Raw genomic sequence first — 17,391 nt, forward strand, 5'->3', positions numbered from 1 at the left:
GTTCGTCCCGCGACCATCGTCTTCCGGCTAGGCGAAGTTGACCAGCCTCAGGTAGCGGACCCAGTCCCAGTACGGGCCGGGATCGGTGTGATCGGTACCGGGCACCTGGTAGTGGCCGATGATGTGCTCCCTGTCCTTCGGAATGCCGTACTTGTCGCAGATCGCCGCCGTGAGCTTCGCCGACTCCTCGTACAGCGCGTTGGTGAAGTAGGCCGGCCGGTCCACCCACCCTTCGTGCTCGATGCCGATGCTGCGGGTGTTGTAGTCCCAGTCGCCCGCGTGCCAGGCGATGTCGGCCTCGTGCACGCACTGCGCGACGTGCCCGTCCGCCGAGCGGACCAGATAGTGCGCGGACACCTTCTTCGCCGGATCACCGAAGATCGCCAGCGTGTTGGTGTACGTCTCCTGTGTGACGTGGATGATCACACGGTCGATGACGTAGCCGCCGGGGCGGTCGGACGCGGTGTAGTTGGAGGGGCTCGCCGGCCGCCATTCGGCGGGCGGGTAGTCGACGGTGCCGGACTGCGCACCGGCGCGTGGGTCGGGGAGCAGCGCGTAGGGAACGGCGGCGAGCGCCGCACCCATCAGCAGCCGACGCCTGCTCACGCGCGGCCTGCCCTGTCTCGCCGGCTGCTCCGGCTCCGTTCGCCGTGCCGGTCCGGCCGGGTCCATGTTCATGTCCATGCCCATGTCCATCGGCGGGTGCCTTTCGGGGGTGGGGGCTTCAGAGGTTGTGTGTGTGGGGGGGGCGGGAGCGTCACGAGCCGGGAGCCGTCGCCGGGGACCAGGGGCTGTTGCCGGGGGCCGTCGCCAGGGACCTCGTCCTGTCAGCCCCGAAGGGCGCGCGCGGTCTCCCGCAACCGCGCGTGCATGCCTCGGTACGTCTCGCGTGCCGGCAGCCACTCCTTGCGGAGCTTGGCCACGCACGTGTAGTTCGTGTCGCACACGTTGGCCAACGGTGATTCGACCGCCTGGGTTGCGAATTGGTACGCGTCCGGCTCACTGAACCCGTAGTCGCGGGCCAGCCACTGCACCAGGTCCAGCTGCGATATGCGGAACGCGTCCTCCAGCGGGCGGGCCGAGCCGGTCGAGATGATGTGGGTGTCCGACTCCAGCCGGGGCCACGGCGTGGCGACGTCCTTGAGGAGCTCGACGACCACCACGGTGTTCATCGCGCACTCCACGGCCACGCCGCAGGTCTCGCCCTCGCCCTGCCGGGCGTGGCCGTCACCGAGGCTGAGCAGGGCGCCCTCGACGTTGACCCCCAGGTAGCAGGTGACGCCGGTCCGCATCTCGGGTGTGTCCATGTTCCCGCCGTGCGCGTCCGGCACCAGGGCCGAGCGCACTTCGAGATTGGCCGGGGCCACGCCGACTGTGCCGTGCATGGGGTCCATGGGCAGCTCCACCTCGATGTCGCTGTCGTGGGCCTGGAAGAGGGCGGTGCGCCGGGCGCGGTCCAGCTGCCAGATCCAGACGCGTTCGGGCAGCGGGGGCTGCAGCGTGGCCGTGGTGTGCGTGGAGGTGAGCGCGCCGAAGAGCGGGACCGTCGTCGACGCGGCCCAGTCGCGGGCCGGCTCGATCGAGACGAAGTGCACGGCCACCGTGTCGCCGGGCTCGGCGCCCTCGATGTGGAAGGGACCGGTCTGCGGATTCAGGAACGGGAACTCGCAGACCTCGGAGACCAGGTCCTTCTCGGAGCGCACCCGGCCGGCGAAGCAGTCCTCCGTGTACAGGTCGAGAACCGCGCCGGGCGCGATCCTGGCCATGGGCGGTGCGCCGCCGAACGTCCAGGCGTATGCGTCCGGTTCCGGGCGCACGGTCAGGATACGGGGGTCGGTCATCGTGGAGTGGTCCCTTCTGACGGGAGCGGTCGTGGGACGCGGCTCGCGCAGTCCGGGCCGGGGGCCGCCGCACGGTGCCGGCGAGTCAGCGGGGGACGGTCCCGTTCTGCCGGGGACCGGCCGTGTCGTACGTGTCGAGGTGCACCCGGGCGGTCTCGGCTATGCGCTCCGGGTGACGCCGTATCAGCACCACCAGCACGACCGCACCGGCCGCCATCCAGGCGCCGACGATCGGGCCGGCGTAGGAGACCGGGGCCGTCAGTTCGGTGACGAAGTCGAAGACCGGGAGGCCGGCGGCCGTCAGCAGGGCGGGGACGAAGGCCGCGACGCCGAGCACCGGGAACAGCAGATGCCGTACCGGCTTGACAGCGGCCCGGCCGGCCCGCAGGAAGTAGCCGGCGCAGGCGAGGTTCACGACGATGTAGACACCGACGACGACCGTGACGATCACCGTGGCGAGCAGCAGGAACGCGGTCACGGGGTCGTAGCCGAAACCGAGTCCCAGGACCGCCCCGACCGCGACCAGGCTCTGCAGTGCGATACCGGCGACGGGGGAGCGGTGCCGGGGGTGGAGTGCGGCGAGCAGGCGGGGCAGGACCCGGACGCGGGCCAGGGCGAAGGCCGTACGGGTCGAGACGTTCGCACACGCGTTGGCGTTGGCGATCGTCGAGTTGACCACCGCCAGGAAGACCAGCACCCAGAAGAGGCCGAAGGACGCCCGGGCGACGCCGTCCCAGGACGCCGCACCCGAGGCACCGAACTTCGCGAAGCGGTCCGGGCCGAAGTAGACGGTCATCGCATACGTCGTGATCACATAGAACAGACCGATGCCCAGGGCCGCCCCGAGGACCGCGCGGTGCATGGTCCGCCGGGGGTCGCGCGTCTCCTCGGCGAGCGGCGCCGCCGCCTCGAACCCCGCGAACGCCAGCACCGTGTACACGGACCCGGCGAACACGCCGCTGATCCCTGCGTATCCGTTGGCGGTGTGTGAAGTGCCGAACACCGACAGGGTGTTGGCGTCACCTGCCTTGCCGATGAGCAGGACCGCGAACACCAGGAAGACCAGGATCTCGAAGACGCCGAGGACGGTGCCGAAGCGGGCCGAGGCACGGACCCCCAGGTAACCGGCGACGGCGATCACGCCGGCGCCCGCCAGGGACCACGGCCACCACAGGTCGGCCGGATACGAGGGCCACTCCTCGTGCAGCGTGCCCGCCGCCGTGAAACCCAGTTGGAGGAACAGCAGCGGGGGGACCAGCATCTCCACGAAGACGTAACCCCAGCCGACGAGGAACCCGATGGCGGGGTGCAGCCCCCGCGCCGCATACGTGGCCACCGAGCCCGCCGCGGGCAGTTCCCGGGCCAGCTCGGCCACGCACGACGCCGTGAACAGGCAGGCCACCAGGGCGACCAGCACCGCCAGCGGCAGGCTGCCGCCCGCGAAGGCGGCGCCCGCCGGGATCGACGCGGCCACGGCGGCCGCCGGCGCCATCGCCGTGACGCTCTGGAACAGCACCTCGCGCAATCCGACGGCGTCGCGCCGCAGCGTCCCGGTCGTGTCCTCGTGCATGTGTCCCCCGATGTCTGTCAGCCCACTGCCACCCGGCGCTCGTGAAATACCGTCAACCGCTCAGCGGCACGGCCTTGACGGTCCGTCGGCCGTGCCTCGCGTGAATCACGGTACGGCGCGGGCGGGTTGGGCAGAAGAGCGCACACCGCATCCGTGGACAAGCCTCCACTTGTGGAAAACCCGGTCATCCGATCGGGTGAACACCGGTAGCGGCCGGGCCGTTTGTCCCCAGTCCGTCTCACAAGCCGGCATCCCGCAGGGCCCGGGGAGGGCCCTCAGGAACGTTCCGCCACCACCGCGGGATCGTCCAGCACGCCCCGGACGACCGAGTGCGCCGCGCCCAGCAGAGGGCCGTCGGGCCCCAGCCGGGAGACCGTCACCGGGCAGGGCGGGCCCGCCGTGCGGCTCGTCAGCTCCGTCTCCAGCGACGGCAGCAGCCAGGGGGAGAGGCCGGCCAGGGCGCCGCCCAGGACCACCGTCTCGGGGTCGAGGAGGTTCACCGCCCCGGTCAGGGCGATGCCGAGGGCCGTACCGGCGTCCCGCAGGGCCGCCCGCACGCCCTCGTCACCCTGCTCGGCGCGCCCCGCGAGCAGGCCCACCAGGTCCTCGCGCGGCTCCAGCCCCGCCGCGCGCAGCACCGCCTCCTCGCCCGCGTACTGCTCCAGGCAGCCCCGGCCGCCGCACGGACAGGGCAGTCCGTCCGGCCGCACCGGTACGTGCCCCAGCTCGCCCGCGAAGCCGCGGGTGCCGCGCAGCAGTCCGCCGTCCACGACGACCGCGGCACCGATGCCGATCTCGGCCGACACATGCAGGAAGTCACGCGCCGCACCGTCACCCAGCCACAGCTCGGCGAGCGCGCCGTAGTTGGCCTCGTTGTCCACGGTCAGCGGCCAGGCGTCGGGCAGCAGGGCGCCGAGGTCGGTGTCGTGCCAGTCGAGGTTCGGGGCGCGTACGACCGTACGGCCGTCCCGCGCCACGAGCCCGGGCACGGCGACCGCCAGCCCGGCCGGCCAGAGCGCCTGCCCCTCCGCCTCCGCGACGACCCGGCGTACCAGTCCGGTCAGTTCCTCGACCACCGGTCCGGGCGCCCGGCCCCGGTTCGCCCCGTGCCGTACGGCCCGCGCCCGGACCACGCCGCGCAGATCGACCGCGCACACCGCGAGGTGGTCGACGCCGATCTCGGCGCCGATCCCCGCCGGCCCGCGGCCGCTCAGTGCGAGCGCCGACCCGGGCCGGCCCACCCGGCCCGGCCGCTCCGGACCCAGTTCCTCCAGCAGACCCCACCGGATCAGCTCGTCCACCAGCGTCGACACGGCCGCCCGCGTCAGCCCGATGCGCGAGGCGACCGCGGCCCGCGACAGGGGGCCCGCCGCGCCGACGGCGTGCAGCACACGGGCCAGATTGCGCCGGCGCATGCCCTGCTGGGTGTCCGGCAGGGCGCGGCCGGCGCCCGGCGGGCGGGCCTCGTGCAGCGGTGCGGTCATGCCTGGAGTCAGTCCTCGGTGTCTGCGGCCCGGCTCATGCGCGCGGGGTGGTCTGCGTGCCCCGCTCCAGCAGCGGGGATGCGTCGGAGAGTACCCCGGTGATCCGTTCCAGCGTCTCCTGGTCCCGGTCCACGGCGTCCAGCACCGGCCCCGCGGCCGTGTTCCAGCGGCGGGCCACCGCGGCCGGGTCCTCGCCGGTGAGCAGGCCGGCGGCCTGTGCCGCGGCGCCGAGGGCGACCAGTTCGCGGGCCTCGGGGACCTGGACCGGCCGCCCGGACAGCCGCCGTACCGTCTGCTGCCAGGCCGTCCCGCGGGCCCCGCCGCCGATCAGCAGCAGCGGGGTGCTGCGGTCCGCGTCCTCGTCCAGGACCAGGTCGAGCGCGCCGAGCAGCGCGTGCACGGCGCCGTCGTACGCGGCCTGCAGAAGCTGCCCGGCGGTCGTGTCGTGACGCAGGCCGTGCAGCAGACCGGAGGCGTGTGGCAGGTTCGGTGTGCGCTCCCCGTCCAGGTACGGCAGCAGGGTCACGGAGCCGCCGGGCTCCACGGCCTCGCGGTCCAGGCCCAGCAGCGCCGCGACGCGGTCCACGGCGAGTGTGCAGTTCAGGGTGCAGGCCAGCGGCAGCCAGTCCCCGTGCGCGTCGGCGAACCCCGCCACCGTGCCGGTCGGATCGGCCGGGCGGCGCCGGGAGACGGCGTACACCGTGCCGGACGTGCCGAGGCTGAGCACCGGGGTGCCGGGCCGCAGGCCGAGCCCGAGCGCGGCCGCGGCGTTGTCGCCGGTGCCGGGGGCGACCAGCGTGCCCTTCGAGAACGGCAGGTCGTGGCTGTCGCGCACGGTGCCGGCCACCTCGCCCGGCCGCACCACCCGGGGCAGCAGCGCCGGGTCGAGACCGACGTGCGCCAGGGTCTCCGCGTCGTACGTCTCCGTGCCGGACGCCCACCAGCCGGTGCCGGACGCGTCGCCGCGGTCGGTCGTGCCCTGCCCGGTCAGGCGCTCGGTGAGGTAGTCGTGGGGGAGCCGTACCGCCTTGGTCGCGCGGACCGACTCCGGCTCGTGCTCGGCCAGCCACGCCCACTTCGTGACCGTGAACGACGCGCCGGGCACGCTGCCCGTGCGCTCCGCCCAGGCCTTCGGACCGCCCAGTTCCTCCACCAGCCGGCGGGCCTGCGGTGCCGAGCGGACGTCGTTCCACAGCAGCGCCGGACGCACCGGCTCGCCCCGCTCGTCCAGGGTGACCAGGCCGTGCTGCTGACCGCCGACCGACACGGCGGCCGCCTCGTGCGCCGCGTCACCGCACCGGCGCAGGGCCTCGCACAGCGCGTCCCACCACTGCCGCGGGTCGCTCTCGCGGCCCGCGCCGGCGGACACGGTGTGCGGCGCCTGGCCGCTCGCCACCACCTGGCCGGTGGCCGCGTCGACGACCAGTGCCTTCGTGGACTGAGTGGATGTGTCCACGCCGACGACGAGCGGACCCTCGGCTGCTGACATCGGGCTCTCCCTTTTCCGCGACGTTCCGCGACTTCGGTGACTTTCCACGGCTCTGCGGGACAAAGACATCTTGTCTCTTCCCAGAGGCGCGAGCGCATACTAATTTGTAAACCGGCATGACGAAATAGTCGCAACGCAGCAAGGAGCCGCGGCATGAGCTACCAGCCCACCCCCGAGGACAGGTTCACCTTCGGCCTGTGGACCGTCGGCTGGCAGGGAAGGGATCCGTTCGGCGACGCCACCCGTCGCGCCCTGGACCCGGTCGAGACGGTGCAGCGCCTGGCCGGGCTGGGTGCCTACGGGGTGACCTTCCACGACGACGACCTGATCCCCTTCGGGTCCTCGGACACCGAGCGCGAGTCGCACATCAAGCGGTTCCGGCAGGTCCTGGACGCCACCGGCATGACCGTGCCGATGGCCACCACCAACCTGTTCACCCACCCGGTGTTCAAGGACGGCGCGTTCACCGCCAACGACCGCGACGTGCGCCGCTACGCGCTGCGCAAGACGATCCGCAACATCGACCTGGCGGTCGAGCTGGGTGCGCGGACCTACGTGGCCTGGGGCGGTCGCGAGGGGGCGGAGTCCGGCGCCGCCAAGGACGTGCGCGTGGCCCTGGACCGGATGAAGGAGGCCTTCGACCTGCTCGGCGAGTACGTCACCAGCCAGGGCTACGACATCCGTTTCGCCATCGAGCCCAAGCCGAACGAGCCGCGCGGCGACATCCTGCTCCCCACCGTCGGCCACGCCCTGGCGTTCATCGAGCGTCTGGAGCGCCCCGAGCTGTACGGCGTCAACCCCGAGGTCGGCCACGAGCAGATGGCCGGCCTGAACTTCCCGCACGGCATCGCGCAGGCCCTGTGGGCGGGCAAGCTCTTCCACATCGACCTCAACGGCCAGTCCGGCATCAAGTACGACCAGGACCTGCGGTTCGGCGCCGGTGACCTGCGCGCCGCGTTCTGGCTGGTCGACCTGCTGGAGAGCGCCGGCTACGCGGGGCCGCGGCACTTCGACTTCAAGCCGCCGCGGACCGAGGACCTCGACGGGGTCTGGGCCTCGGCGGCGGGCTGCATGCGCAACTACCTCATCCTCAAGGAGCGCGCCAGGGCCTTCCGCGCCGACCCCGAGGTCCAGCAGGCGCTGCGGGACTCGCGCCTGGACGAGCTGGCCCGGCCCACCGCCGCGGACGGACTGCAGGCCCTGCTCGCCGACCGCACCGCCTTCGAGGACTTCGACGTCGAGGCCGCGGCCGCGCGCGGTATGGCCTTCGAACGCCTCGACCAGCTCGCCATGGACCACCTGCTCGGCGCGCGGGGCTGAAGGCGCGGAGGGCCGGGATGCGGCACCCGCCGCCCCGGCCCTCCGTCAGTCCAGTTCGCGGACTGTCCGGTCAATGAGCGTGAGTCACAGGTCCTCGGGCAGCCGGACGTACACGACGGTCGTCTTGATGCCGCTGTCGACCAGCCGGCCCTGGGCGTCGAACGCGCCGGCGCCGTCGGTCATCCCGAAGTCGTTGTCGTTGATCAAGGCGAGCGTGTCGTGGTTCACGCGCGCGATGCCCTCGATCTTCCGCGGCACGCCGTCGACCTTGTCCAGGTCGACCACGAGCCGCTTGGCGAGCACCGGCACGCCGGCGGCGGCCGGATCGTCCAGCTGCTCCAGGGACGGCGAGGTCGTGTCGTCGTCCCAGGGGCCGCCCAGGATGCTCGACTTGCGCCCCAGCCGCACCAGCTGCAGCCGGGCCGTCTTGTCCGTGCGTTCCTCGACGAGCAGCCGGTCGCCGCCCACGGCGACGACCGCGGAGATCTTGAGTTCGGAGGTGTCGTTCTCGCTCGGGTCGACACGTTCACCGGGTCGAAGCGGTAGGCGTACTCGGCGGTGACGGCCTTCTCGCGCGGCGAGAAGCGCAGCAGCCGGGTGGTGCGCGAGGCGTTCCCGGCGTCCGCGTCCGGCAGCGACAGCGGGCTCTGCAGCGCCAGCACCAGGTCACCGTCGGGAAGCTGGGCCAGCCCCTCGAACCCCCGGTTGATCTTGCGGTGCAGGAAGACCGACGGGAGCGCCTCCACCACCGGGTAGTCGGTGCCCGTCAGGCCGAGCCCCTCGGGCACGTACCGGGTGAGCACCTGCCCGCGCGCGGAGACGTGGATCAGCGAGGGGCCGTACTCGTCGACGAGCCAGAACGTGCCGTCGGCGGCGCGCACGATGCCCTCGGTGTCGAGTCCGTTCGGGTTGTACGAGAGCGGCGTCCTGGCGTCGTAGGTGTACGGCGCCTCGTCCCGGCTCTGCTGATCGGGGAGCCCGGTGACGGCCTTCCCGGAGGAAGTGGTCAGCGGGATCGCGTCGACGACCTGGACCGAGTCTCCGCAGACCCGGATCTTCACGATCGCGGGGTCGAATCCCGGCACCGGAAACGTGCGGCGCTTCTTGCCGTCCACCTTGATCTGCCCGTTGGGGCCGCGGTCGGTCACCGTCCAGTACTCGCCCTCGCGGCCTGCCGGGTAGATGTCACTGCCGATGCCGCCGAGCTTCACCCCGTGGTCGTCGTCGACGCTGCCGGGCAGCAGTGCGTTGCTGAACGCCCCGAGCGGGATCTCGCCGAGCGTCGCCGTGCGGGTGACGCGGGCGTCCCGGGAGGGCGCCGCCGTGGCCGTTCCCGCGGCCACGAGCGCGGCCGCCAGGGCCAGGGGCAGGCCCGTGGCGACGGAACGGGGGACGCGGCGCCGGCCGGGATCGAGCGGGAACATCGGGCCTCCTGGGAACAAGTACGTTGGCAGCGGCCACATTTGGGCCTCATGAGGAACGCCGTACGACCGCCCGGTGAACGGCTCGCGTCGACCGCTCATCGGATCGAGATGGGGCGTGATGCACCGGCGCGGGAGCGCGGGCGCGTACAGCAGTCGTGGGCACGGCAGAGTGAGGACGGCCCCGGCATACCGGCGTCACGATCCGGATCACTTCACAATCTGTTCGACTGTTGGTCCCCGGTCCACTAGGGGATGGGCCTCAGGGACGTCTCAGGGGCGAGTTCTGGAACCGCTCGGGGCGGGGCGCCGTTCTCAGAGCAGAGAGCGGCAGTGGCCGCGAAGGAGGCGACGCTCATGTCCAACACCGCGAAGATCGCCGGCGGGGGTGTGGCGGTCGGGCTGATCCTGCTGATCTGGCTGCCCTGGTGGGTGGCGTTCCTGATCGTGGTCGGGGTTCCGGCGGCCGCGTATCTGGCGCTGGACCCCTCGCAGCGGCGCAGGCTGCGCAGGGTCACACGCAAGGAACTCGGCCGCTGACGGGGCCGTTGAGGCCGTCGGCAGGCGTGCGGAGGCGACTGCGGGGGCCGGACGGGCCTTGGGGCGTGCGCGGCCCCCGAGGCGCAGCCGGTCCTCGTGGCAGCGCAGGGCACTTGCTGGAGCCTGCCTCACACCGCGCGGCGGCCGGAGTGCTGTACGGGTGGACGACGGTGTAGGTGAGCTGGGCAGCCGTGCAGGCCAACAGGCCCCCGTGGGGCCTGGTGTCGTCGTGCGGCCGCGGGTGGCACGGGCCTGCGGTCGTGCAGCTTCGGACGGCGGGTGTGCCACCGCCTGCTGTCCCTCGGAGGGCGGCCGCATGCGCGTCCGGCCACGGGCGCCGGGCCGTGAGGAGGTCCGGCACCAGGCGGTGGACCCCAGGCGCCCGCGGCTCACCCGCCGGCCCCGGCGCCGTCCGGCCTCAGAGGGGCCGTACGGCCATCTTGTCGAGTGCCTCCAGCAGGCCCGGCAGCTCCGGGCCCCGGCCCACCGGCAGGACCTCGCCGGGCTCCTCGTCGAGCAGGACGAAGGCGATGTCGTCGGTGCGGGCCACGATCGACCAGCCGGGGCCGTCGGCGCGCAGCGTACGGGCGTCACCCGGGGCGAAGGAGGAGCGGACCCGGCCGAGCGGCGGAGGTGCCTCGACGTAGGCGCGGGCCTCCGCGAGCACCCGCCTGATCCCCTGGTGGCCGCGGTGCGGCACACCCTGCCCGCCCTCCGGCGACGACTCCGCGGCCGTCTCCGGCCCGCCCGGCTTCGCCTGCCCGTCCGGCCGCGGCTGCCCGTCCGCCGAGAAATCCTCGTCGTTGATCTGCTCCCGCCATGCCGCCCACTGCAGGGCTATCTCGTCGGCGCCCAGGCGGCGCTGGGCCGGTCCCCAGCAGCTGGTGTCCGGCGGGCTCAGCGCAGGCCGGTCCGCCACCTCGGGATCGGGGTCGTGCGGAGCGGGGACGCCGGGAGCGGAGACGGCGACGGCCAGTGGCCAGCCCGGCAGGGCGGCCACGACGGCGCGCTCGTCCGGGGACAGCTCGTACTCCATGCCGCAGTCCCAGGACGCGATCGCCACGGCGACCAGCGAGACGTCGTCGATCACGACCGTCCAGCGCGCACCGTCACCGTCCTGCCCCAGCACCAGGCCGTATCCGTCGGCGAGCGGCGCCAGTCCCAGCGCCGCACACGCCTCCGGATAGTCGTCGCCCAGAACGCTCGGAAACTGCGCCGGCGTCAGCAGCACCGCCGTCAGTACGTACAGCGCATCGTCCGCGGCGGCGACGGCCTCATCCTCGGCCCCGGCCATCCCTGCCTCCCAGTGGTTCGTCCATCGGCGCGCACCCTAGTGCGAGCGGAAGCCGCTTGTCACGACTCCTCACACCACGCGGAGCTGCAGGTTTCCGCCTGGAGGGGGGCGAAACGACCACGATGGACGGGGAGCTTCCGGTCAGCCCGTGGGCAGCCCGAGGAGTTCACGGGCCACCACCGCCGGCGACTCCGCGCGCTCCCGGGCCAACGCCACGACGGCCCGGCAGGCGAGTTCGCTCACCCCGAACGACAGCGCCTCCGGCGACACCCAGGCGGCCGCCTCCTCGATCCGGTCCTGATCGTCCTCCGCACGGGCCGCGACATACGTGGCCGCCGCTTCGAACAAGTTGTGCGCACGTCTCTCCCGAGTGATCACCGGCTGCGCGCGCGTGGAGGTGCGGAGCCTGGCGGTGTACTTGCGTATCTGACCGAACACGCGGACCATCCTTCCCCCGAACGGGGTCGTCGTCGATCGTTCATCTGCTCTCCTTCAACGTAGAGTTGGACGTTCGGCGGCAGAAGGGGGACAGCAGCGTGAAGCGCTTCGAGCGGCTCCGGCAGATCCGGCGGCTGGACCCGGCGGCGGACGCTCTGGAGATCTACCGGCTCAGTGTGGCGTTCGAGTTCCCCTGGGACTACACCCGCGCCCTGGAGCTGGCCCTGTACCGCACGTACGCCGTGCCGAGCATCGGGCGGCTGCTCGCGCGGACGGCGGAGCTGACCGAGCGCACCCAGAAGCGGTACGACGACACCGTCCTCCTCCTCGACACGGTTGTCGAGCACGGTTTCGCCAGCGACGAGGGGCGCAGCGCGATCCGCCGCATCAATCAGATGCACCGCAGCTACGACATCGGCGACGACGACATGCGGTATGTGCTGAGCACGTTCGTCGTGATGCCCAGGCGCTGGATCGACGCCTACGGCTGGCGGCGGCTGTCGCGGCACGAGATCGTCGCCGGCACCGAGTACTACCGCACCCTCGGCCGGCACATGGGCATTCCCGGTGTTCCCGAGACGTACGAGGAGTTCGAGGCGCTCCTCGACGCGTACGAAGCGGAACACTTCGGCTGGGACGAGCAGTCCCGGCGGGTGTCGGACGCCACGCTCGACCTGATGGCGTCCTGGTATCCGCGCCCTCTGGCGCCGTTGCTGCGTACCGCGACGCTCGCCCTGCTCGACGAGCCACTGCTGCGCGCCTTCCGGTACACCCCGCCCGGCCCGGCCACCTCGGCTCTCGTGCGTCGGGCCGTACGCACGCGTGGCCGGCTCGTCCGGCTGCTGCCGCCGCGCCGTGCCCCGCACTTCGCACGGCAGAACTGGGAGATCAAGGGTTATCCGGACGGCTACCGGGTGGCGGACCTGGGCACCCGCCCGGTGCCCGGGCTGCGCGGCTGCCCGGTGCGGAACGGGGACACCTCAGCGGCCGACGTCGCCGAGTGAGGCCAGCGTCTCGCGCAGCCAGGCCAGTTCGGCCCGGCTCATGGCACGCGCGATGGTGAGGACACCGCGCCCGAACGGATCGTCCAGCTCCTCGGCGCGCAGCGGCCGGTCGCCGGCGTAGAAGAAACTCGCCGGCTCCTCCAGAAAGGCCAACCGGCGCCGCAGTACGGCCGCCTGGGCGGCCGGATCCTCCAGGTGCCGCAGGAACGCGAGCAGCGTGAACCACTGGTTCTCATCGGTGATCTCACGCTGCGCGGGTTCGGCGAGCCGGCGCCTGAGCTCACGCCTGCCCTCCTCGGTCAGCCGCAGCACGTGACGCGGCGCGGCCACGGCGCCCGGCTCGGTGGCCCGGACCAGCAGACCCGCCTTCTCCAGCCGCTTGATCGCCGGGTAGAGCGTGCTCTCGGCGACGGGCCGCACACGGCGTTCAGCCCGCGCGCACCGCGAGGGTGAGGAAACGGGCGTCCTCGTCGACGTACGACGTCATGCTCCACCGTGAACGGGCCAGCAGCGGACGGAGGTTGGCCTCGGCGCGCAGGTCGTCGGGGGTGATCTGCCGGCCCTGACGTGCCGCCAGGGCCGCGCGCCCGATGGGATGGAAGAGTGCGAGCATGCCGCCGGGCCGTACCACGCGGGCCAGCTCACGCAGGTTCTTCTCCGGGTGCGGCAGGTGGGCGATCAGGCCGGCCGCGAACACGGCGTCCAGCGCCCCGGACCGCAGCGGCAGCGCGGCGACGTCCGTGAGCAGCAGCCGTCCGTCCCGGTCCCGGCCCGCCCGTACGGCGGCCGCGAGCATCGCCGGCGTCAGATCGGCGCCCAGCACCACCCCGGACGCGCCCACGGCGGCCCGCAGCGGCGGCAGGGCGCGCCCCGTCCCGCAGCCCGCGTCCAGCACGCGGTCGCCCGGCCGCAGCCCGAGATCGGCGACGGCCGCCGCGTAGGCGGGGCCGTCGTCGGGGAACCGGCTGTCCCAGTCCGCCGCACGGGCGGTGAAGAACTTCTGCACGTGTGTGTGGTCGTCGCTCATGTTCCGCATGATTCCTCACCGTCGTGGGGGATACGTAGGCGCACATGTTCGGGCCGGAGTCGATCGTTCTGTCGCATCCAGGTGTCATATTCCAACAGCTTTCGAAATGCGCCCCCTTTGTGCGCCCGTGCCCCCCTAGCGTCCCTTGGCCATGGGACACCTGGACCACGCCGCCTTCGGCTGGCTGACCCCCGTGCTGTCGTACCTCATGGCCTGCGTGGGCGCGGCGCTCGGACTGCGCTGCACCGTCCGCGCGCTCGCCACCACCGGCCGCTCGCGCCGCAACTGGCTCGTCACCGCGGCCTCCGCCATCGGCACCGGCATCTGGACCATGCACTTCGTGGCCATGCTCGGCTTCCGCGTCAGCGGCACCGACATCCGCTACAACGTGCCGCTGACCATCCTCAGTCTCCTGGTCGCCATGGTCGTCGTCTGCGCCGGCGTCTTCGCCGTCGGCTACAGCCGCGACCGCACCCGGGCGCTCCTGCTCGGCGGACTCACCACCGGGATCGGCGTCGCCAGCATGCACTACCTGGGCATGGCGGCGGTCCGGCTGCACGGCGACGTCAGGTACGACCCCGTCCTCGTCGGAGTGTCGGTGCTGATCGCCGTCGTGGCGGCGACCGCCGCACTGTGGGCCGGCCTCAACATCAAGTCGCCCCTCGCGGTCACCGTCGCCTCCCTCGTCATGGGAGCGGCCGTCAGCAGCATGCACTACACCGGGATGTTCGCGGTGAGCGTGCGTGTGCACCCCTCCGGCGAGACCCTGCCCGGGGCCACGGCGATGCAGTTCATCTTCCCCCTCGCCGTCGGCCTCGGGTCCTACCTGTTCATCACCTCGGCCTTCGTCGCCCTCTCGCCCACGGCCGACGAGCGGGAGGCGTCCGCCTCCGCGCAGCGTCCCGTCGAGAGCATCGCCCGCTAGCGGGAGCCCGGCCCGAGCGCCCCGACCCACGTCCCGAGCGAGGAGGCCATGCGCCCACCCCGTACCGCCCCGAAAGCCGGCACCCCGGCCCACCCGCCGCGCGGCCGCCGTGCACACGCCGGCCCACCCGCCGACGAGGGAGCCGACCGCCCGCTCGGCACGCAGCCGGCCAAGGCACGTGCGCGTGGCGGCCGTTGGCACCTGCGCCCCCGCACGGTGCGCGCCAAAGTGGTCAGCCTGCTGATGGTGCCGGTCGTCTCCCTGCTCGCCCTGTGGGCCTACGCCACCGTCACCACCGCCCAGGACGTGGCCCGGCTGCGGCAGTCCCAGCGGGTCGACGCCGAACTGCGCACCCCGGTGGCCGCGGCCGTCACCGCCCTCCAGGCCGAGCGCACCGCAGCCGTGCGCTACGCCACCGCACCGGCCACGGATGACGGCGGCGACCTGCGCAGCCTGGCCGCGCGCACCGACCAGGCGGTGGCCAAGCTGCGGCTCGGCGATCACAACACCGTGGCCGACAGCGAGGAACTGCCCCCCGGTGCCCAGGGGCGCCTCGGCTCCTTCGTCACCGGCGCCGAACACCTGCGCGCCCTGCGCACGGCCGTACTCGACCGCAAGGCCGACTGGCAGACCGTGTACGCGCAGTACACGAAGACCATCGGCGCGGCCTTCGCCGTGGACGGCGCCCTCACCGGCATCCAGCGTGCCGATCTCGGCTCCGACGCGCGCGTGCTGCTCGAATTCAGCCGGGCCGCCGAGGCACTGGCCCAGGAGGACACCCTGCTCGGCAGTACCCGGACCGCCGGGCAACTGCAGGGCGAACGGCTACGGCTGTTCGGCGCCGCCGTCGCCGCGCGCCGTACGCTCACCGAGGCCGCGGTCGCCGATCTGCCCGCCGCCCAGCGCGCCGCCTGGCAGGATCTGGCCCGCAGCGACACCTACACGGCCCTCGGTGCCACCGAGGACAGGATCATCACCGCCGGGCCCGGCGGCAGGCCGGCCGAAGCGGCGCAGCTGGCCGCCTGGAACGCCGCCCACGCGCGCGTGCAGGACGCGATGCAGGGCATCGCGGCGGACACGGGCCGGGCGGTCGCGGGCCGTGCCGATCCGTTCGCACGTGGCCTGCTCAGCCCCGCGGGCGCCGCCGTGCTCCTCGGACTGGCCGCCGTCGCCGCCTCGCTCGTCATCTCCGTCCGCATCGGACGCGGTCTCGTGGTCGAGCTCGTGAGCCTGCGCAACGACGCCCTGGAGATCGCCCGCCGCAAACTCCCCGAGGCCATGCGCCGGCTGCGCGCGGGCGAGGAGATCGACATCCAGGCGGAGGCGCCCGCCGGACCACCCGCGGAGGACGAGACGGGGCAGGTCTCGGAAGCGCTGACCACCGTCCACCGCGCCGCCCTGCACGCCGCCGTGGAACGCGCCGAACTCGCCAGCGGAATCTCCGGCGTCTTCGTCAACCTGGCCCGCCGCAGCCAGGTGCTGGTCCACCGCCAGCTCAGCCTCCTGGACAGCATGGAGCGCCGCTCGGACGACCCCAACGAGCTGAGCGACCTGTTCCGCCTGGACCACCTCACCACGCGCATGCGGCGGCACGCCGAGAGCCTCATCATCCTCTCCGGCGCCGCACCCGGTCGGGCCTGGCGCATGCCGGTGTCCCTGACCAACGTCGTACGGGCGGCTGTGTCCGAGGTCGAGGACTACGCGCGCGTGGAGGTACGTCAGCTCCCCGAAGCCCAGGTCATCGGGGCCGCCGTCGCCGACCTCACGCACCTGCTCGCCGAACTCGTCGAGAACGCCGCCCAGTTCTCCCCGCCCCACACGCGCGTGCGTGTCACCGGCGAGCCCGTGGGCAACGGCTACGCCCTGGAGATCGAGGACCGGGGACTCGGCATGGGCGCCGAGACCCTCGCGGAGGCCAATCGCCGCATCGAGCAGTCGGAGGCCCTCGACCTGTTCGACAGCGACCGGCTCGGACTCTTCGTGGTCAGCCGGCTGGCCTCCCGGCACGACGTCAAGGTGCATCTGCGGACCTCCCCCTACGGAGGAACCACCGCGGTCGTCCTGGTGCCCACCGCCCTGCTGCACAGTGGTCCGGAGGAACGTCCCTCCCACCAAGGGGAGCAGTCCCGTCCGGAGCTGGAACGCGGGTACGCGCGCGTGCCCGGGGCCAGTCCACCTCAAGAGGCCGTCGCCGCACGCTCGGACCGGCCCGCCCTCGCGGTCACCGTGCCCGGTCCGTACGGCGTCGTCGACCAGCCGGACCCGCACGGAGCCGACGATGAGACCCCACCCCCCGGAGTCACCGCCTTGAGGCTGCACCGACCGCCGAACGACTCCGAGGGCTCCGAGGACCTCCCACGCCGTGTGCGCCAGGCGAGCCTCGCACCCCAGCTGCGGCAGCAGCGCACCGAAGCGCCGGCGCAGGAGACCGCTCGGCACAGCGACGAACGGCGCACCCCCGAACTCGTACGGGACCGCATGGCGGCTTACCGCGACGGCTGGGTTCGTGGCGGCGGCAGACAGCCTGGGCGCGGCGCCGCCCCGGAACCCGAAACGGGAAGAGACAGCAGCGAAGGAGACCCGGCATGATCCAGGACCCGAACACGAGGGCCGGCCAGCGCTCCGGCGAACTGGACTGGTTGCTCGACGACCTGGTGATGCGTGTGAGCGAGGTACGGCACGCCGTCGTGCTCTCCAACGACGGACTGGCCGTCGGCGCCTCCGGCGGCCTCGCACGGGAGGACGCCGAGCACCTCGCCGCCGTGGCCTCCGGGTTCAACAGTCTCGCCAAGGGCGCGGGACGGCACTTCGGAGCGGGCGGCGTGCGGCAGACCATGGTCGAGATGGACGACGCCTTCCTCTTCGTGGCCGCCGCCGGCGACGGTTCCTGCCTTGCCGTGCTCACCGCCGTCACCGCCGACATCGGATTGGTCGCCTACGAGATGGCGCGCCTGGTCAAACGGGTCGGCGAGCACCTGTACACGCCGCCGCGGGTCGCCGCGCAGCCGCCCGCAGCCGGCTGAACGGGAACGGGCGGC

Annotated in this window: 15 protein-coding genes and 1 pseudogene; 6 read left to right on the forward strand and 10 right to left on the reverse strand. The window is 72.9% G+C overall.

Translation table 11 applies throughout. The features are described from left to right. Positions 1-27 precede the first annotated feature (27 nt). The 5 genes from ABB07_RS33350 to xylB form a co-directional block, all read right to left on the reverse strand. Positions 28-585 (reverse strand): N-acetylmuramoyl-L-alanine amidase, encoded by a 558-nt coding sequence (locus tag ABB07_RS33350; RefSeq protein WP_244189813.1) that lies wholly within the window; start codon positions 583-585, stop codon positions 28-30. A gap of 242 nt (positions 586-827) precedes the next feature. Next, the gene (locus ABB07_RS33355; RefSeq protein ID WP_208902200.1) at positions 828-1,841 is read right to left on the reverse strand and encodes an acetamidase/formamidase family protein; all 1,014 of its coding nucleotides are present in this window, start codon (positions 1,839-1,841) and stop codon (positions 828-830) included. 85 nt (positions 1,842-1,926) lie between these two features. Continuing rightward, on the reverse strand, positions 1,927-3,411 hold the full coding sequence (locus ABB07_RS33360; RefSeq protein ID WP_208902201.1) for an APC family permease: 1,485 nt from the start codon (positions 3,409-3,411) through the stop codon (positions 1,927-1,929). 275 nt (positions 3,412-3,686) lie between these two features. After that, entirely contained in the window at positions 3,687-4,895 is a 1,209-nt protein-coding gene (locus ABB07_RS33365) for an ROK family transcriptional regulator (protein WP_208902202.1), read from the reverse strand. 34 nt (positions 4,896-4,929) lie between these two features. Continuing rightward, entirely contained in the window at positions 4,930-6,384 is a 1,455-nt protein-coding gene (xylB, locus tag ABB07_RS33370; RefSeq protein WP_208902203.1) for a xylulokinase, read from the reverse strand. Positions 6,385-6,537: 153 nt separating this feature from the next. Here xylB and xylA point away from each other — a divergent pair, with 153 nt between their 5' ends. Next, positions 6,538-7,704 (forward strand): xylose isomerase, encoded by a 1,167-nt coding sequence (gene xylA / locus ABB07_RS33375; RefSeq protein WP_208902204.1) that lies wholly within the window; start codon positions 6,538-6,540, stop codon positions 7,702-7,704. 84 nt (positions 7,705-7,788) lie between these two features. Here xylA and ABB07_RS33380 read toward each other — a convergent pair. Beyond that, positions 7,789-9,128, reverse strand: a pseudogene (locus ABB07_RS33380) (esterase-like activity of phytase family protein). Positions 9,129-9,482: 354 nt separating this feature from the next. On the opposite strand from ABB07_RS33380, the gene ABB07_RS33385 reads away from it, so the two are divergent. Continuing rightward, complete coding sequence (locus ABB07_RS33385; RefSeq protein ID WP_208902205.1) at positions 9,483-9,665, forward strand: hypothetical protein; 183 nt, start codon at positions 9,483-9,485, stop codon at positions 9,663-9,665. Positions 9,666-10,083: 418 nt separating this feature from the next. On the opposite strand, the gene ABB07_RS33390 is transcribed toward ABB07_RS33385, so the two are convergent. Continuing rightward, on the reverse strand, positions 10,084-10,959 hold the full coding sequence (locus ABB07_RS33390) for a hypothetical protein (RefSeq protein WP_208902206.1): 876 nt from the start codon (positions 10,957-10,959) through the stop codon (positions 10,084-10,086). Positions 10,960-11,100: 141 nt separating this feature from the next. Next, positions 11,101-11,397, reverse strand: coding sequence for a hypothetical protein (locus ABB07_RS33395; RefSeq protein WP_425264777.1), 297 nt, complete (start codon positions 11,395-11,397; stop codon positions 11,101-11,103). A 98-nt stretch (positions 11,398-11,495) separates the two neighbouring features. Between ABB07_RS33395 and ABB07_RS33400 the strand changes: the two genes are divergently transcribed. Continuing rightward, positions 11,496-12,401, forward strand: a complete 906-nt coding sequence (locus ABB07_RS33400; protein ID WP_208902208.1) for an oxygenase MpaB family protein — start codon at positions 11,496-11,498, stop codon at positions 12,399-12,401. Here the strand turns inward: ABB07_RS33400 and ABB07_RS33405 are convergent. Together ABB07_RS33405 and ABB07_RS33410 are read right to left on the reverse strand one after the other, a co-directional pair. After that, a complete protein-coding gene (locus ABB07_RS33405) occupies positions 12,378-12,821 on the reverse strand; it encodes a helix-turn-helix transcriptional regulator (protein WP_244189590.1) in 444 nt (147 codons plus the stop codon). The two genes, ABB07_RS33400 and ABB07_RS33405, sit on opposite strands and share 24 nt — an antisense overlap. Positions 12,822-12,828: 7 nt before the next feature. Continuing rightward, positions 12,829-13,428 (reverse strand): class I SAM-dependent methyltransferase, encoded by a 600-nt coding sequence (locus tag ABB07_RS33410; protein ID WP_208902209.1) that lies wholly within the window; start codon positions 13,426-13,428, stop codon positions 12,829-12,831. Positions 13,429-13,579: 151 nt separating this feature from the next. Between ABB07_RS33410 and ABB07_RS33415 the strand changes: the two genes are divergently transcribed. Genes ABB07_RS33415 through ABB07_RS33425 form a run of 3 tightly spaced genes read left to right on the forward strand, consistent with a single transcriptional unit; the run spans position 13,580 to position 17,376 of the window. Then, positions 13,580-14,353, forward strand: a complete 774-nt coding sequence (locus ABB07_RS33415; RefSeq protein WP_208902210.1) for an MHYT domain-containing protein — start codon at positions 13,580-13,582, stop codon at positions 14,351-14,353. A 48-nt stretch (positions 14,354-14,401) separates the two neighbouring features. Beyond that, a complete protein-coding gene (locus ABB07_RS33420) occupies positions 14,402-16,942 on the forward strand; it encodes a sensor histidine kinase (protein ID WP_208902211.1) in 2,541 nt (846 codons plus the stop codon). Further along, complete coding sequence (locus ABB07_RS33425; RefSeq protein ID WP_208902212.1) at positions 16,939-17,376, forward strand: roadblock/LC7 domain-containing protein; 438 nt, start codon at positions 16,939-16,941, stop codon at positions 17,374-17,376. The genes ABB07_RS33420 and ABB07_RS33425 overlap by 4 nt, the downstream gene beginning before the upstream one ends. Positions 17,377-17,391 lie beyond the last annotated feature (15 nt).

This window comes from Streptomyces incarnatus (genome assembly GCF_001027185.1).
GTDB lineage: Bacteria > Actinomycetota > Actinomycetes > Streptomycetales > Streptomycetaceae > Streptomyces > Streptomyces puniciscabiei.

Excerpts from the sequence above, each read along its gene's own strand:
- ABB07_RS33425 (WP_208902212.1), top strand. The coding sequence starts at position 16,939 with ATGATCCAGGACCCGAACACGAGGGCCGGCCAGCGCTCCGGCGAACTG.
- ABB07_RS33410 (WP_208902209.1), bottom strand. The coding sequence starts at position 13,428 with ATGAGCGACGACCACACACACGTGCAGAAGTTCTTCACCGCCCGTGCG.
- ABB07_RS33390 (WP_208902206.1), bottom strand. The coding sequence starts at position 10,959 with ATGGCCGGGGCCGAGGATGAGGCCGTCGCCGCCGCGGACGATGCGCTG.
- ABB07_RS33365 (WP_208902202.1), bottom strand. The coding sequence starts at position 4,895 with ATGACCGCACCGCTGCACGAGGCCCGCCCGCCGGGCGCCGGCCGCGCC.
- xylB (WP_208902203.1), bottom strand. The coding sequence starts at position 6,384 with ATGTCAGCAGCCGAGGGTCCGCTCGTCGTCGGCGTGGACACATCCACT.
- ABB07_RS33350 (WP_244189813.1), bottom strand. The coding sequence starts at position 585 with ATGGGTGCGGCGCTCGCCGCCGTTCCCTACGCGCTGCTCCCCGACCCA.
- ABB07_RS33355 (WP_208902200.1), bottom strand. The coding sequence starts at position 1,841 with ATGACCGACCCCCGTATCCTGACCGTGCGCCCGGAACCGGACGCATAC.
- ABB07_RS33385 (WP_208902205.1), top strand. The coding sequence starts at position 9,483 with ATGTCCAACACCGCGAAGATCGCCGGCGGGGGTGTGGCGGTCGGGCTG.
- ABB07_RS33420 (WP_208902211.1), top strand. The coding sequence starts at position 14,402 with ATGCGCCCACCCCGTACCGCCCCGAAAGCCGGCACCCCGGCCCACCCG.
- xylA (WP_208902204.1), top strand. The coding sequence starts at position 6,538 with ATGAGCTACCAGCCCACCCCCGAGGACAGGTTCACCTTCGGCCTGTGG.
- ABB07_RS33360 (WP_208902201.1), bottom strand. The coding sequence starts at position 3,411 with ATGCACGAGGACACGACCGGGACGCTGCGGCGCGACGCCGTCGGATTG.
- ABB07_RS33415 (WP_208902210.1), top strand. The coding sequence starts at position 13,580 with ATGGGACACCTGGACCACGCCGCCTTCGGCTGGCTGACCCCCGTGCTG.